The organism is Neobacillus vireti (assembly GCF_036962465.1).
Taxonomy (GTDB): Bacteria; Bacillota; Bacilli; order Bacillales; family Cytobacillaceae; genus Neobacillus; species Neobacillus vireti_B.
The window spans coordinates 60408-76280 of the sequence record NZ_JBALNF010000016.1 but is presented as its reverse complement, the minus strand read 5'-3'; the positions used below and the strand labels follow the sequence as shown (position 1 = coordinate 76280).

The 15873-nt window shown below is 43.3% G+C and carries 14 protein-coding genes; all 14 read left to right on the top strand.

Features of this window, described 5'->3' with window-relative positions; genetic code table 11:
- The first annotated feature begins 202 nt into the window (after nt 1-202).
- The gene (locus tag V7077_RS07220; protein ID WP_335499913.1) at nt 203-1516 is read left to right on the top strand and encodes an MFS transporter; all 1314 of its coding nucleotides are present in this window, start codon (nt 203-205) and stop codon (nt 1514-1516) included.
- Nucleotides 1517-1728: 212 nt separating this feature from the next.
- The gene (locus V7077_RS07215; protein WP_335499911.1) at nt 1729-2568 is read left to right on the top strand and encodes an alpha/beta fold hydrolase; all 840 of its coding nucleotides are present in this window, start codon (nt 1729-1731) and stop codon (nt 2566-2568) included.
- Nucleotides 2569-2582: 14 nt separating this feature from the next.
- Entirely contained in the window at nt 2583-3536 is a 954-nt protein-coding gene (locus V7077_RS07210) for a VOC family protein (protein WP_335499909.1), read from the top strand.
- Nucleotides 3537-3595: 59 nt separating this feature from the next.
- Nucleotides 3596-5104, top strand: coding sequence for an FAD-dependent tricarballylate dehydrogenase TcuA (gene tcuA, locus V7077_RS07205; RefSeq protein ID WP_335499907.1), 1509 nt, complete (start codon nt 3596-3598; stop codon nt 5102-5104).
- A gap of 59 nt (nt 5105-5163) precedes the next feature.
- The gene (locus V7077_RS07200; protein WP_335499904.1) at nt 5164-6336 is read left to right on the top strand and encodes an acyl-CoA dehydrogenase family protein; all 1173 of its coding nucleotides are present in this window, start codon (nt 5164-5166) and stop codon (nt 6334-6336) included.
- 32 nt (nt 6337-6368) lie between these two features.
- On the top strand, nt 6369-7241 hold the full coding sequence (locus V7077_RS07195; protein WP_335499900.1) for an FAD synthetase family protein: 873 nt from the start codon (nt 6369-6371) through the stop codon (nt 7239-7241).
- A gap of 76 nt (nt 7242-7317) precedes the next feature.
- Entirely contained in the window at nt 7318-8205 is an 888-nt protein-coding gene (locus V7077_RS07190) for an isocitrate lyase/PEP mutase family protein (RefSeq protein ID WP_335499896.1), read from the top strand.
- 26 nt (nt 8206-8231) lie between these two features.
- Complete coding sequence (locus V7077_RS07185) at nt 8232-9653, top strand: FAD-binding protein (protein ID WP_335499893.1); 1422 nt, start codon at nt 8232-8234, stop codon at nt 9651-9653.
- Nucleotides 9654-9698: 45 nt separating this feature from the next.
- Nucleotides 9699-10436 carry an SDR family NAD(P)-dependent oxidoreductase gene (locus tag V7077_RS07180; protein ID WP_335499890.1) on the top strand — a complete coding sequence of 246 codons (738 nt, stop codon included), beginning with the start codon at nt 9699-9701 and terminating at the stop codon, nt 10434-10436.
- Between the two features lie 36 nt (nt 10437-10472).
- Nucleotides 10473-10910 (top strand): GlcG/HbpS family heme-binding protein, encoded by a 438-nt coding sequence (locus V7077_RS07175; RefSeq protein WP_335499887.1) that lies wholly within the window; start codon nt 10473-10475, stop codon nt 10908-10910.
- A gap of 173 nt (nt 10911-11083) precedes the next feature.
- The gene (locus tag V7077_RS07170) at nt 11084-12331 is read left to right on the top strand and encodes an MFS transporter (RefSeq protein ID WP_335499886.1); all 1248 of its coding nucleotides are present in this window, start codon (nt 11084-11086) and stop codon (nt 12329-12331) included.
- Between the two features lie 38 nt (nt 12332-12369).
- Nucleotides 12370-13743 carry an FAD-dependent oxidoreductase gene (locus V7077_RS07165; protein ID WP_335499883.1) on the top strand — a complete coding sequence of 458 codons (1374 nt, stop codon included), beginning with the start codon at nt 12370-12372 and terminating at the stop codon, nt 13741-13743.
- Between the two features lie 429 nt (nt 13744-14172).
- Entirely contained in the window at nt 14173-15030 is an 858-nt protein-coding gene (locus V7077_RS07160; RefSeq protein ID WP_335499881.1) for an aspartate/glutamate racemase family protein, read from the top strand.
- 49 nt (nt 15031-15079) lie between these two features.
- The gene (locus V7077_RS07155; protein WP_335499878.1) at nt 15080-15862 is read left to right on the top strand and encodes an electron transfer flavoprotein subunit beta/FixA family protein; all 783 of its coding nucleotides are present in this window, start codon (nt 15080-15082) and stop codon (nt 15860-15862) included.
- Nucleotides 15863-15873 lie beyond the last annotated feature (11 nt).

The window sequence follows — 15873 nt, the reverse complement described above, 5'->3', positions numbered from 1 at the left end:
GCCGCCTGGAGCGGAAATCAACATACAGGATAACACAGCCTTTTGTTAAAAAAACTAATAAAAATTTCCGAAAAATCATTTCCAATATAAATTATTTAAAAATCACATGAAGTTAACTACTTTTTATTCTAGATACAAATGATTGAATTTTCTAAAATCATTAAATGTAAGGGTTTTCACTAATAGATAGGGGGAAACGATATTGAATCAAGGTCTATCGGTTGAAAAAAGTACAGTCAAGAAAACGATGAAAAGAATTTTGCCGTTTATTTTACTTTTATATGTTGTGGCTTTCTTGGACAGGGTTAATATGGGCTATGCTGCTTTAGAAATGAATGCTGATTTGGCCTTAACCGCCGAGGCATTCGGCATGCTGTCAGGCTTATTCTTTATCAGCTATTTTATCTTTGAAGTTCCAAGTAATTTGATTATGCACAAGGTAGGGGCAAAATTATGGATTTCACGAATTATGATTTCGTGGGGAATTGTGGTGATCTTAACAGCATTTATTCAATCCGCCACTCACCTATACATTTTACGGTTTTTACTGGGTGCAGCTGAAGCAGGCTTTGTTCCTGGAATCGTCCTATACTTAACCTATTGGTTTCGAAGCCGTGAGAGGGGGCGGGCAACTGCGTTATTTTTCGTTGCCTTGCCATTAAGTGCGTTAATTGGGGCCCCACTGTCAACCTGGATTATGGACACCATTGCGTGGGGGGGTTTAGCAGGCTGGAGATGGATGTTTATTATCGAAGGAATACCGGCTGTACTTTTGGGGATTGTTGTTTTATTTTATTTGACCAATAAACCAGCCAATGCGAAGTGGTTAACCGAAGCGGAAAAGACCTGGCTCGAAGAGGAATTGGACAAGGAGCGAGCCTTAAGTGCAAAGTTAAATAAAACCTCCCATCTAGGTATGTTGAAGGATTCAAAAGTTTGGAAATTAGCTTTATTTAATATTGCTGGTTTTATCGCAGTCAATGCCCTGTCGTACTGGATGCCAACGATCATTAAATCTTTATCTGCCTCTTCTACAACCAATCTGCAGATCGGCTGGCTGGCCATGATTCCTTCTATTATAGCTATTCCGTCTATTCTGTTTACGGGGTGGAATGCCGATCGGACGAATTCACACAAATGGCATTTAGCAGCATGTGTGACAGTGGCAATGATTGGCTTTTTAGGGTGTGCCTTCGTGTCAAGTGTTCCCATGATGGTTTTAATGCTTTCGATTACTTCTGCAGGATTATATGGGATTTCCGGAACTTTTTATGCTTATATTACCTTCTTTTTCTCTGAATCAACGGCACCAGCTGGAATCGCGTTAGTAAGCACTCTTTCCTCGTTGGGGGGATTCGTGGGACCGATGATTATGGGGATATTCAATTTTACCCAAGCCATGTTCATTATCGCAGGCTTCCTCCTAATCAGTTTGATTACTCTTACAACTCTTAAATTATTCCCAAAGGATAAATCAGATATAGTAGAAGACAGTATTATAGAAGTACCAAATTAAGGTGACCGTACTCAAATCCGGGCGTAATACCCGGATTTTTTTATGTATAAAAATTCTAAAAAACCAATAAAAAGTGGTTAAAAAGAGAAATAAATCAAATGGTTTTTTCTCTAGAATTACCATACTCAATTTTCTAAAATTTAAGCAAGAACTAGAAAACGAAGAAATGTAAAGGGTTTCATTAACTTTACTTACAAAGGGGAGAATTTAATTTGGATCGAATCAAACAACAAGTTATTAAAACTAAAAACTTTGAAACATTTCTTAATCGAACTGGTGAAGGAAACTCTGAGGCCATTTTATTTTTACACGGATCCGGCCCTGGGGTGTACGCATGGGCAAATTGGCGCTATGCCTTAAATGCCTGCAGTGAGCAATATGATTGTCTTGCTCCTGACCTGCTTGGTTTCGGTAATAGCAGCCATCCTGAAACACTGCCCAAGAATCGTCAGGGCTGGACAGATCTGTGGGTCAATCAGCTCATCGAACTGTTGGATGAATTAGGAATTCAAAAAGCTCATGTAGTGGGCAATTCGCTGGGTTGTTCGATCGCTTTAGAATTACTCTTGGAGCATCCGGAACGGTTTGATCGCGTTGTCTTAATGGGACCAGGCGGGACACCTAATACCAAACTTAGTACAGAGCTTGCCCGTGCGAAGGGATTCTATGATCATCCGTCGGAAAAGAAAATGCGCCAGATTATGAGTTGGTTTGTCTATGATGCTGAAAAACTAGCACCGGAAATTGATGCTCTGGCAGAATCCCGTTATGAAACCGCAATGCGTCCGGAAATTCAACGCTCCAATGATGCCATCTTTGCTACTGCTGCTGTTCCGGTACCGGTTACGGCTTTAAAACGAATTCAACACCCCATTTTATTAGTACACGGACGAGACGATATGGTTTGCTCGATTGAGTCAAGCTATTACCTGCTATCTTATTTGCCAAATGTCCAGCTTCATGTCTACGGTCAAACAGGGCATTGGACGCAAATCGAACAGAAAGATAGTTTTAATCAATTAATCCAAGATTATTTTTCTACTAAATTATAATGGAGGTTTTGGGGATGACTTTACCGGAAATTGCCAAGCTGGGACATGTGGCCCTTGTTACGCCAGACCTTGAAAAATCGCTTTGGTTTTTCAGGGATGTAATTGGGTTGGAAGTGACCGAAGAGAAAAATGGAACTTATTATTTGCGGGCCTGGGGTGACTTTGAACATCATACACTTTCCCTTACAAGGGGCGCACGAGGCTACATTGATCACATTGCCTGGAGAACCAAGCGTCCTGAGGATGTTGAAGGATTTGCGCAACTGTTGGAACAAGCTGGAACAGAAGTCAGATGGATTGAAGCAGGCGAAGAGACAGGGCAAGGACGGGCAATCCGGTTTAAACTGCCGAGTCAGCATTCTTTCGAAATCTATTATGACGTAGAAAAACCGAAGGCAGATGAAAAGAGACGATCCGTCTTGAAAAATCAGACCTATAAATCATGGGCCCGCGGCTGCTCGCCTCGAAGATTTGATCATGTCAATATTGCTACTTCGATGGATGTTGGTGAAATTATTGACTACTTGGGAAGCCAGCTAGGCTTTAAGCTTCGCGAATATGTTAAATACAATAGTGGTAAAACCGTTGCGGGCTGGATGAGTGTTACCCCTTTGGTTCACGATATTGCTGTCATTTCAAGACCCCAGGCAGAAACTCCTAATCAGCTTCATCATATTTCGTATTGGCATGATAACGCCCAAGACATTTTAAGAGCTGCTGATATTTTAAAAGAAAACGGGATTAATTTTATCGGACCTGGAAAGCATGGTGTATCTCAAGCTTTTTATCTCTATGTATTAGATCCTGGCAGCGGCTGCCGAGTGGAATTGTTTAGCGGTTCCTATTTAATACTGGAACCCGATTGGGAGCCGGTGGAGTGGACGGAAGCAGAGCACTCGATTGGCAACACCTACTGGGGTGATTCCGTGATGGATAAGGAAATGAATAAGCCGACCATTGAAGCTTAAATATAGTGCTGACTCATCACCAGATTGAGTCAGCTTTTTTAAAAGAAAGGGAGAGGCTTGTGACTGTAATACGAAAATTTGAAACAGATATAGTGGTTATAGGAGCTGGAAATGCTGCTATGTGTGCGGCCATATCCGCACGAGAAAATGGCGCTTCGGTTACGGTGCTGGAAAAGGCACCTGAATCCGAAAAAGGCGGAAACAGCACATTCACCCATGGTTCGATTCGGTTTGCATATGACGGCAATGAAGACTTACAACAAATCATGCCTGATCTGACTGCAGAAGATTTTGCCATCACAGACTTTGGATTCTATCCGGAAGAGGAATTTTTTAATGATATGTGCCGCATGACGGAATACCGTACCGATCCAGAGCTCGCGTCACTTCTAACTGGAAATAGTTTTGAAACGATGAAATGGCTGGTATCCCATAAAGTTCGATTTGTGCCGATTTATGGCCGACAAGCATTTAAAGTAGATGGTAAATTTAAATTTTGGGGCGGTATGATTGCTGAATCGGTCGGCGGTGGTCCAGGTTTAGTCGGGTCACTGCATGAGGAAGCCTCGCGGTTAGGTGTGCAAGTATTATTTAATGCCATGGCGTCAGAACTGATTCATGATGATGATGGAGTCCATGGGGTTATTTTTAAACATAAAGGGAGAACCTCGGAGGTCCGTGCTAAAGCAGTAATCTTAGCTTCTGGGGGCTTTCACGCCAATCCGGAAATGCGGACACGGTATTTAGGTCCGAAATGGGATTTAGCTCATGCAAGAGGCAGCCGTTATAACACGGGTGAAGGGATTCAAATGGCATTAAATATTGGTGCAATTGCCAGTGGAAACTGGTCAGGCTGCCATTCGGTGGGCGGAGACCGGTACCTGCCGGAATTCACGGAAGGCTTTCAAAGGCTAAGCTATCCATTTGGCATTATCGTCAATGCGGAGGGCAAACGCTTTGTTGATGAAGGTGCAGACTTTCGCAACTATACGTATGCAAAATACGGCAAGCTGATACTGGAACAGACTGGGCAATTTGCCTGGCAGATATTTGATCAAAAGGTGTCTGGTCTATTACGGGAAGAATATCGCGGCAAACAAGTAACAAAAGTGAAAGCAGATACATTGGAAGAATTGGCCGAGAAACTTGACGGTGTCGATCCAAATGGATTTTTACAAACTGTGAAGGAGTACAATGAGGCGGTCCGTGCTGATATTCCATTTAATCCTACTATCAAGGATGGCAAGCGTACAGAAGGGCTGGCGGTTCAGAAATCCAATTGGGCAAATACCCTGGATGAAGGCCCGTTTGAAGCCTACGCTGTTACATGCGGTATCACCTTTACTTTTGGCGGGTTGAAAATAAATTCGAACGCCGAGGTGCAGGACGTTTTATATCAATCGATTCCAGGATTATATGGAGCCGGTGAGCTAGTAGGCGGTTTATTCTACTTTAATTATCCTGGTGGTGCCGGCTTAATGGCAGGTTCTGTTTTTGGAAAAATTGCAGGTGAAAATGCTGCACGATTTGTCCATAAGGCGAAGGAAAGCAATGGTCTAAAGATATAAGGTGATGAACTTAAATTCAGTAAAAAAAACTGGAGAAAAAATGAAAAGGGGTGCGAATGATGGTGAACAATGTTTTGGATGAAAACAAGTCCGATTTGAGTTTGTTGTTAAAAGGGGCAGAAATGGTTGGAAAAATCGCAGAATCGGAAGCGCTCGAAGCAGATCAGAATAAAACTGTTTCAAAAAATGTCATTGATGCGATGAAAGAAGCACGGTTATCCAAGTTATTACTGCCGAAAAAATACGGAGAGCCTCAAGTAAATTTAAGAGAGTATTCCCAGATTATCCGCACGGTTGGAAAATATAATACCTCTGCTGCTTGGTTAACTTTTCTTTATTCCATTCATAATAGTTTAGTAGCTTTTATGACGAAACAGGGAGCAGAAGAGGTGGTTAAACAAGGTGGGTTAATCGCAGATATCTTTGCTCCCATTGGGAAAGTGGAAAAGGATGGGGATGGTTATCGGATCACCGGTAAGTATAGTTTTGTAAGCGGAATCTTATATAGCGACTGGGTTTCTCTTGCAGTAAAAATAAAAGTAGACGACAACGAAGAAAATGAACTATGCATGCTGACATTACCTGTATCTGATGTACAAATAGTAGAAAATTGGGATACGTTAGGACTTAGGGGAACAGGAAGCAACCAGGTAATTGTTGATAATGTCTATGTGCCAAAGCATCATTTAATCCGGCTTACTGTCGCAGATCGTACAGGCAGACCTCCAGAAGGTTATGATAAAGACTATCCTCTTTATGATGTTCCATTTTTCTCATCTTTTTGTATCGGATTCCCGATGGTCGCCCTTGGCGGCGCGGAGCGTTTATTGGAGGAATTTAAGAAACGGACGGAGCAGCGGGTCCGATTAGGAGGAAACTCTGCTAAAGATTCCCGTCATCAGGGGGTATTAGCAGAATTAACGATTAAATATTACGAATCAGAAGGTCTTTTAGACAAATATATTTCCTTATTAGAAAACTATGAAATGGGAAAAGAAGATAAACGCGGTGAATTTGCTGCAATTAGGGCAAAAATCACCAAAAACGTAGCGGACATTGCGGTGAAAGTTTTGTTGACACTTGGTGGCTTTTCGATGTTTAAAGGAGATCCAATTGAAATGTTCATACGCGATCTTTTGGCAGTATGCACACACCGATCCAATCTTTACGAAGACTCGGTTGAAGCGTTTGGAAAATCACAATTCGGCTTTGACGTATCGATTAATGGGTAAGGCTTAATGTGAACAAAGAAGGAGGCACCTGCATGGAAACGATTTATTTGAATCCCGATAATCTGACACACTGGCAGCAAAAGGCAAAACCGAGTATCATGGCGCTAGGATTTTTTGACGGCATTCATATCGGTCACCGTGAAGTCATTCAAACAGCTCTTAGGAAGGCAAAAGAGGAAAATCTACTCTTAACGGTAATGAGTTTTTTTCCGCATCCCAAAACCGTTTTATCAAATGGGAAAACAAAAGTAGACTATCTAATGCCGTTACCTGATAAAGAGAAACTGTTCTCTGAACTTGGTGTCGATATTTTTTATATTGTTGAATTCGATCGGGAGTTCGCATCGCTGTCGCCAGAAAAGTTTGCTGCTAAATATTTACTCGATCTCGGTGTGGTCCATGCAGTTGCTGGTTTTGATTATACGTATGGCTTTCGCGGTGAAGGGCATATGGAACGCTTGAAACGAGATTCAGGCGAAATCCTCAAAGTAACAAAAGTCAATAAGGTGGAATGGCGTGGAGAGAAAATTAGTTCAACAAGCATTCGAGAGAAATTATCAAAGGGAAATGTAGAAGACTTGCCTGCCTTTTTAGGACGTTCCTATGAAGTGGGATGCGAATGGGACGGCGGTGCCCTTCAGATTCAGCCTTACTATACCATGCCTGCCCCCGGCAGATATGCGGTTACATTAACTGGAGGTTGTTATTCTCAAGACACGGATGTGGTCGTCACAAGTGAGAAAAAATTAATGCCGCTTTTAAGGATTTCCGAGCTAGTCAAAAACAGTGAAAAGGCTGTTTCAGTCACTTGGCACCGGCGAATTAGCGAAGTAGGAAAGGAGCCGGCTGCCGAACAAAAATGGTTACACTCCTCGAAATTGAGTTTTGCCTGGAGTGAATCATAAGGAATGAAGGACTAATGTAAAATGGCTGAAAATTCACAAAATTTATCTAAACTTAAATAAAAAGGAGATCCAATAAATGAATAAAACGAAAGAGTTCCAGGAACTTTTGAAACAACGAGGATCATTTATCCTGCCAGGAGCTTATGATTCGATGTCTGCTAGATTAATAGAAGAAATTGGGTTTAAAGCAATATATGCCACTGGGGCTGGAATATCTAATGCCCAATTAGGCTGGGCCGATGTCGGGCTGACTTCTTTAAAGGAAGTGGTTGATATCGTAGCCCGCATGGCTGATATAACAACAATTCCGATTGTCGTCGATGCCGATACAGGGTTTGGTAATGCCATTAACGTTATGCGGACGGTTCGTGAGTTTGAACGAGCTGGTGTTGCGGCTATTCAAATGGAAGACCAAGTGTCGCCGAAGAAATGCGGCCACTTCAATGGAAAAGATGTGATTTCAAAAGGTGAAATGGTTGGAAAAATCAAAGCTGCTTTGGATACAAGGCAAGATGAAAACCTGGCGATTATTGCCCGGACTGATGCATTAGCTGTAAATGGGATGGAGGATGCCTTGGACCGGGCACATGCTTATGCGGAGGCTGGAGCTGACATCATCTTCGTAGAAGCACCTACGACAATGGAACAACTTCATCAGATTACTAGCTCATTAACCGGGATACCCCAAATCATTAATCTGGTAGAAGGCGGTAAAACTCCACTGGTTTCTTTAAAAGAAGCGGAAGAGATTGGCTTTAAGATCATGCTGTGCGCGAATACCGTTCTTCGTTCAGCGATTAAAGGTATCACGGAGTCACTAAAAATCTTAAAAGCAGAAGGTTCACAAGTGAATGTTCACGAGTTGATCTGTACATGGGAAGAGCGTCAATCCCTCTTTAAACTCAATCAGATTAAAGAATGGGAAAACAAGTATGCAGAAAATCAGTCATTAATTAATAAGTAAAGACTCATTTAGAGGAGGATGCTGAAGTGGTGAGAGAAGTAGATTATGACATTGTAATAATTGGATGTGGCGTAGCTGGTACCTCAGCAGCATTAGCTGCCGCAGAAACGGCAAAGAAATCCAATAAAAACTTAAAAATCGCCATCCTGGAACGAGCTGATTATGATCATAGGGGTGGAAACTCCCGTTGGACTGCCTCTTATATGCGGATGAAAAATCTTGATGAAGTCGCTGACAACTTCGTAGAAGATATGCTGGCTTTTTCAGACAACTATTCCGATCGAGAGTACATTGAAACTCTCGCCGAGAACGCCGGCAGCACATTACGGTGGGTAGAGGAAAAAGGCGTTGAGTTCGACTACCTGCCAACTATGTTTTTAACCGCATCGAAGCCGCGGTTATTGCCAGTGGGCGGCGGACGGGCGATTATTGACACATTAGCGCGCCGCGCAGGTGGACTGGGTGTTGAGATTATTTATGAAGCGGCTGCTTGGAAATTACTTTTAGATGAAGAAGGTAGCGTCAATGGATTAATGATCCGTGTAAAAGGCGGAACATCCCTCGAATTAACAGTCGGAGCAGTTGTATTAGCTTCCGGTGGATTCCAGGGAAATCAAGAGATGATGGCCCAATATGTTGGCAGAGATGCCCATAAGATTCGGACAGTTGCCGAGGGCGGCTTATTCAACAAAGGGGAAGGCATTCGGATGGCAATGTCTATCGGGGCCAAAACAGCTGGCCAGTTTGATTCGTTCCATGCTGAACCGGTCGACCCAAGAAGCAAGCGGGAAGAAGCGGCTGTTATGACCTATCCTTACTTCATTTTGGTTGATCAAAATGGAAACCGTTTTGTCGATGAGGGAAAAACAACTGTCGATGAGCAATATGAAGAAGTAGCCCGAAAAATCTTCCATGATCTTCCTGGTCATATCGCGTATATGATTGGTGATCAAAAAATGTATGATCTTCCAAATTATGAGCGCGCAGTAGAAACGGATAAACCTGCTATAGTTGCTGACACGCTTGAAGAATTAGCCGAGAAGATTGGCGTGCCGGCTGAACAATTAACGGCTACCGTCGAATCCTTTAACACCGCGATTCAACCGGGTGAATTTCACTGGGATAAAAAAGATGGTAAACAAGCGGTCGGAATAACCCCTCCAAAGTCAAATTGGGCAATCCCTATCGATCAGGCACCTTATATTGCCTATCCAATTGTCTGCTCAAATGTTTTTACAAATGGCGGGTTAGCAACCGATACGAATGGCAGAGTTCTCTCACAGGATCACGATCCTATTCCAGGCTTATATGCGGTCGGTGAAACAGCAGGACTTTATTATGGGAAATACCCGGGCGGAACTTCGGTTTTACGAGGGCTTGTTTTTGGCCGCAGAGCAGGGGAACATGCCGTTTCCTATGTGAGTCAATCAAAGAAACTCGAAGTTTAATCAATCTAAGAAAAAAGCCAATAATAATTTATCTTAAAGGGAAGGATGATTTTCTTGGAATTAAAAGACAAGGTAGCCTTTGTGACTGGCGGAGGCAGGGGAATTGGCAGGGAAACCTGTATTCTTTTAGCCAAACAAGGTGCCAAAATAGCTATTTTTTCAGATAACGAATTGGAAAGTAAGGATACAGCTGCTTATATTATTGATGAATTAAAAGGGGAAGCTATCTCCATGGTCGGAGATGTTCGTTCCGAATTTAATGTCTATCAGGCAGTCCAAGAAACAGAAGAAAAACTAGGCTCCGTTGACATTTTAGTAAATAATGCCGGTGTAATGAGTTTAAAACCATTTCTTGAAACAAGCGTCGAAGAATGGGACTTTTTACAAGATGTCAATGTAAAGGGAAACTTCTTATGTTCACGGGCAGTCGTGCAGAAAATGATTGAAAAAAAGCACGGCGTAATTATTAATCTTTCATCTATTTGGGGAACGAAAGGCGGTCCCAATCGAAGTGCATACATTACATCAAAATATGCGGTCATCGGTTTCACCAAAGCATTGGGTGAAGAATTAAAGCCATACAAAATTAGAGTAAATGCAGTCTGTCCAGGTCCTGTCGACACAAAGATGATGGAAGAATTAGCACCTGATGTGAATAAAGACAATTGGCTGCGACCGATAGATATCGCCAATGTCATTGTCGATTTATGTTTACCTAAATCTGTTGCTGTAACAGCCACTGCCGTGGAAGCATTTGGCAGCGGTCGGCCTGTTAATGTATAAAAATATTAATTTTAATAGTTGGAAGGGGAAAGAATCATGACAAATTTAAAAACGGTAGTAGAAACAAAAAATATTAGTCTAGCATTGGCAAATAAATTATTAGAAGCAGCGCTAGCTAAGGGAGAAGAACTCGGAATGCCGTTTAGCATTGCAATTGTTGATAAACCAGGTAATATAAAAGCATTTGCGGCAATGGACGGTGCACCAGTGTTAAGTTTGGAGATTTCGCAGAATAAAGCCTTTTCCGCAGCTGCTTATAACAGACCGACACATGAATGGTACGACAAAATTAAGAATGACCCGCCATTGCTTCATGGAATTGCCCACACCGAAAGATTGGTTATTTTCGGAGGAGGTTTCCCTATTAAAATTAATGGCGAGCTGATCGGTGGTATCGGAGTTAGTGGTGGACACTATACACATGATATGCAGGTATGTGAAGCCGCATTAGAAGTGATCAAAAACTTCGAATAAATAAATCAGCTGCGATCTTATTTAAAACAACCCGCCCAAGGGCTTTTGTTGATGGAGTTCATTGGGCCGGACTTCCATAAGTAATTTCCTAAAGTTTAATTGCAACAAAAAATGTTTAAAGCGGGGAGGGGCTTGTACTGAGCACAACTAATTATCCCAATCAACCGGAAAAAATGGACTCTGCCAAGTATAAAGTCTTTTTTGGTGCTTATATTGGCTGGATCTTTGATTACTATGAGGTTTTTGTCCTCAGTTTTTTAGTCATTCCAATGGCTGCATCCCTGTCATTATCAACAGGGCAAGTAGCATCCTTATTCTCCGTTCAATTGGCCTCATTGGCTTTAGGCGGCATTGTATTTGGTTTACTTGGAGATAGAGTGGGCCGTAAAAAGATACTAATTTGGACACTAGTAATTTTTTGTTTTGCTACTTTAATGAGAGCATTTACCTTTGATTATTCTTGGTTAGTGTTTTGGACGGCGGTTGCAGGCTTTGGACTAGGTGGAGAATACGGTGCGGGCCAAGCACTAGTTAGTGAAGTGGTACCAGCCAAACAACGGGGATTTTGGAGCTCTCTTCTCTATGGCGGAGCCTATATAGGTATTTTTATGGGAGCATTTATAGGAGGATTTATATTACCAGTTATTGGCTGGAGATGGACGTTTGCCATCTCAGCAGCTCCTATATTAATCGCGCTATATCTTAGAAAGGATGTCGAAGAATCAAAGGTATGGGAAAAAACGATTAAAACTGCCGGCCCTTCCAACGTTAAGAAAAAGTTTGGCCTGAAGCGTTTTTGGAAGCCATTTATCATAGCTTTGGTTGCAGCTGTATTTCAATATTTTGCTTATTATGGAATAACCAACTTTTTACCTACCTACCTCGTAAAATATGAAGGGTTCGAAATGGGGAAAACAGCCTGGTGGTTATTCTTTACAGCCTTTGCCGGATTGGTTGGTTCACTAATTGGGGGATATACCGCAGACCGGTGGGGAAGAAGGATTACCCTTTCTTACTTAGCATTTATCGCGGCTGCTGGCGGGTTGCTTCTATATTTTACCTGGGATTCATTATTGCACTCTTTTTGGATACTTGTCCCTATTTTCTTTCTATACATGGGATCGAATGGGGCTACCATCTTCGGTTCGTTGTTTAGTGAGATATTTCCAACTGATGTAAGAAGTACAGGAATTTCCTGGGCTCTTCAAATTGGAAGAGGACTTGCATTTGCTCCGCCTTTAATTACGGCAGCAATCTTTCCGGTTTATGGATACCAACCGATCATACTTATGGGAGCAGGATTTTTCTTCGCTTTATGTCTTTGGGCTTGGGTTTTCCCGGAAACGAAAGATAAGAATTTAGATACTGACTCATCCGAGCCAATCGATATTACGCACGAAGGTAAAAACTTTAATACTTAGAAAAATAATAGAAAACAAATGTAAGAGGATGTGAACCGATGGAATCCTATGAATTGGTTATTTTAGGCGGAGGGCTGGCCGGCATGTGTGCGGCAGTCGAGGCTGGAGAGAAAGGTGCCCATGTCCTCCTCCTTGAAAAACAAGACGAGCTGGGCGGGAGCACTGTTTTAAGTTCAGGCTATATGGCATTTACCGGAACTGAAATGCAAGAGGCGGCAGGCATAGTGGATTCCAATCAATCTCTATTAGACGACCTTATAGAAGTGGGCGGAGGCGTGAACGACCCTTCGTTACTAACGTTTTATGCAGAGAATCAGTTGGAGACCTATAAATGGCTTACAGGGCATGGGATCGAGTTTCGCTCATTAGAGGCGGTAAGCGGCCACAGTGTTCCTCGTGGTCATATTATTGACCCGCATCAAGCCATTCAAACACTATATAAACGAGTAAAACAGCTGCCGAATGTAACCATACGTTTGTGTGCACCTGCCAAGCGCCTGCTAAAGAACGGAGAAGGAAGAATCGATCGAGTCCTTTATGAGCTGGAAGGGACCGAACAGACAGTTGAAGCGACTAAAGGGGTAGTGATTGCTTCTGGTGGTTTTGCCAAGGATGAGTCATTGCTTGAACAGTTTGCCCCGCATTTAAAGGGAGCCCTTCGAATTGGCGGGAGCGGGAATCATGGAGATGGTATTAAAATGGCCTGGGAACACGGGGCCTGGGTTAGTGATTTACCATATCTGAACGGAACATATGGATTCCACCCGAGTACCTCCGGTGCAGTTAAAACGCAGGGGCTGGCCTTTTATAAAGGGGGAATCATGGTAAATCAATTGGGAAGACGATTCGTTAATGAGTCGATTTCCTATAAGCTGCTGGGAAAAGCAGCCTTCAATCAGCCTGATAAAATTACTTATCAAGTGTGGGATCAAACCGTGATGGATAAAAGTGTGGCAGATGACCCGCTCTATGATTTAGAGCTGCTCCGTCGCCGCCGTCTTCTGTATATGGCGGATTCGTTAGAAGAACTGGCAGATTGTATTGATGTACCTTTGGAGGTATTAGAAGAAACCATTTCTAGGTACAATCAAGGAATTCAAACCGGCGAGGATCCTGATTTTGGCAGGAAGACGTTAACACATAACTATGGAAAACCAACGCCAATTGAAAAGGCCCCCTTTTATGCCTTTGAATCGACTGTGGCGATGTTGGCAACGTATGCAGGAGTCGCGGTCAATTCTGCTGCAGAGGTCCTTAATCCGTTCGGTGAGCCAATTCCGGGATTGTATGCGGCTGGAGAGGTAACCGGCGGTTTCCACGGTGCAGGTTATATGACGGGAAGTTCGCTTGGAAAGGCAGCTGTGTTTGGCAGGGTGGCTGCGGCTAGGGCATTATCGCCGATAAAGGTGTAAAAACCGCTGATAAACTTGTGAAAACTGCCGATAAATATATAGAAATCGCCGATAAACATGAAAAAAACGCCGATAACCATGTGCAAACCGCTGATAAAACAAAAATCAATAACTGTTCCTAAAAAAACTCGCTAGGCTGCGGCTAGGGCATTAACTCAGTTAATTAAAACGTAATTAAGGTCTTTTAGATGAAAGCGTCGATAAAGGTGTAAAAACCGCCGATAAACATGTGCAAACCGCCGATAAATATATGAAAATCGCCGATAAACATGAAAAAACCGCCGATAAATATTTGATACCGCCAATAAGCATGTGAGAACCGCACGTAAACATGAAAAAACCGCCAATAAAGATGTTTTAAACCCGCGAATAAAACAAAACTCGAAGTAGCGAGCTAACAACTTTTTTCTTAAAAAGGAGGTAATCGAGATGAAAATTTGGCATCAAAGCTTAACCACGATCGACCGCGTTCCCCAGTATCGCGATGCCATTGTCAACCATGTTCGCCGAATTGCCCGGCCCGATGTGGAGGTCGTTTTACACGGAATGTCGGAAGAAACCTATCCCACTCATTATCCGGGGCAGTTTATCACCTATTCTTACCTGCAAAACCTGCACCGCGAACAGTTTGTACGCGCTGCCTTAATGGCTGAAAAGGCTGGCTATGATGCCATGTTTATTGCGACCATTCCCGATGTGGGTCTCTTAGAAGCCCGAACACTAGTCGATATTCCGGTAGTCGGCTATGGCCAAGCCTCCTTTCATATGGCCTCCATGCTGGGAGATCATATTGGTGTGGTTAATTTTCTCGGCCCGCTTGCCGATGAACTGCGGCAAAATGCTGCCCGCTATGGATTAGGCTGTAAGCTCGGTCCGATTGTCCAAACTGAAGTGGGATTTGATCAAGTCCTAGCTGGTTTTAATAACCCGGAACCCGTGATTGCTTCCTTTAAAAAGGCCGCTGAAGCCGCGATTGCGGACGGGGCCGATATTATTGTTCCAGGAGAGGGACCAATGAACGTGTTCCTAGCCACTCATGGCGTCTCGAGAATCGGCGATGTTCCCGTGATCGATTCTTTTGCTGCCGGTATCAAAATGTGTGAGTCCTTAGTGGACTTGCGCAAAAACTCCGGAGTTTACATGACCCGCCGCGGTTATTTCAATGCCAAGCCGCCTGCGGAAGCAGTAGAACGACTCCGGGAACTTTACAACCTCGAAGCATCTCCAGACCCAAAGCGGGAGCGGGGATTAGCAGTTAGAGGGAGCAAAACAAACACTGTTCAGTAATTCTGTATTTTTTAATAGATAAAGAGGTGATGGGGAAATGCATATCGTCGTGTGTCTCAAACAGTCATACGATCCAGAAATTACACCACGACATTTCAAGGTAGATCCTAAAACAAATCGTCCGGAAAATGTAGATTCAGATCTGGTCTTGGATTCTTTCGCAGAAAATGCGCTTGAACTAGCGATTCAGCTTCGCGACAAAACGCCAGGCGCGACTGTCACTGCTCTCTGCTTAGGTGATGATGAATCAGAAGATGCCCTGCGCCGGGCGCTTGCTTTCACCGCTGATAATGCCGTTCGGGTTTGGGACGAAGAGTGGGAGGATTTAGACGGTCAGGCTGTTGGGTATATTCTGGCCCAAACGATCAAGGAACTTGGCGGCGCTCAGCTAGTTTTAACAGGATGCCAGGCCAGTGATATCGAGGAAGGTTTGGTGGGGCCCGTTCTAGCTGAAGAGCTGGGCATGCCTTGTCTAACATCAGTTTCCGAAATTGAAATAGAAGCAGGTCATTTAAAGGCCACTCGTGAAGCAGAGGGCGGTTACACCGTAGTGAGTGTCCCCGCGCCTGCTGTCTTCACGATTATTAGTTCTGAGACAAATGTTCCGAGGCTGCCGAAAGTAAAGGATATTCGGCTTGCGCGAACGAAGCCGATTAACAGATATGAGACGGTGGATCTCGAGCTGGATGAAGAACGGTGTCAACCCGGCGTCAAACTTGAGCGGGCATACGTGTTAAACAGAGAAGTTGCATGTGAACTCTTGCCTGGTACAGATGGAGCAGAACTCGCAGGTGAATTAGCTGACAAGCTCTTGGAGCTCAAGATTCTTTAGGAGGAGACAAA

Bases quoted from the DNA above. Each gene is read 5' to 3' on its own strand.
- V7077_RS07180 (WP_335499890.1), top strand. From the start codon at position 9,699: ATGATTTTCTTGGAATTAAAAGACAAGGTAGCCTTTGTGACTGGCGGA.
- V7077_RS07210 (WP_335499909.1), top strand. From the start codon at position 2,583: ATGACTTTACCGGAAATTGCCAAGCTGGGACATGTGGCCCTTGTTACG.
- V7077_RS07200 (WP_335499904.1), top strand. From the start codon at position 5,164: ATGGTGAACAATGTTTTGGATGAAAACAAGTCCGATTTGAGTTTGTTG.
- V7077_RS07165 (WP_335499883.1), top strand. From the start codon at position 12,370: ATGGAATCCTATGAATTGGTTATTTTAGGCGGAGGGCTGGCCGGCATG.
- V7077_RS07170 (WP_335499886.1), top strand. From the start codon at position 11,084: ATGGACTCTGCCAAGTATAAAGTCTTTTTTGGTGCTTATATTGGCTGG.
- V7077_RS07160 (WP_335499881.1), top strand. From the start codon at position 14,173: ATGAAAATTTGGCATCAAAGCTTAACCACGATCGACCGCGTTCCCCAG.
- V7077_RS07190 (WP_335499896.1), top strand. From the start codon at position 7,318: ATGAATAAAACGAAAGAGTTCCAGGAACTTTTGAAACAACGAGGATCA.
- V7077_RS07175 (WP_335499887.1), top strand. From the start codon at position 10,473: ATGACAAATTTAAAAACGGTAGTAGAAACAAAAAATATTAGTCTAGCA.
- V7077_RS07195 (WP_335499900.1), top strand. From the start codon at position 6,369: ATGGAAACGATTTATTTGAATCCCGATAATCTGACACACTGGCAGCAA.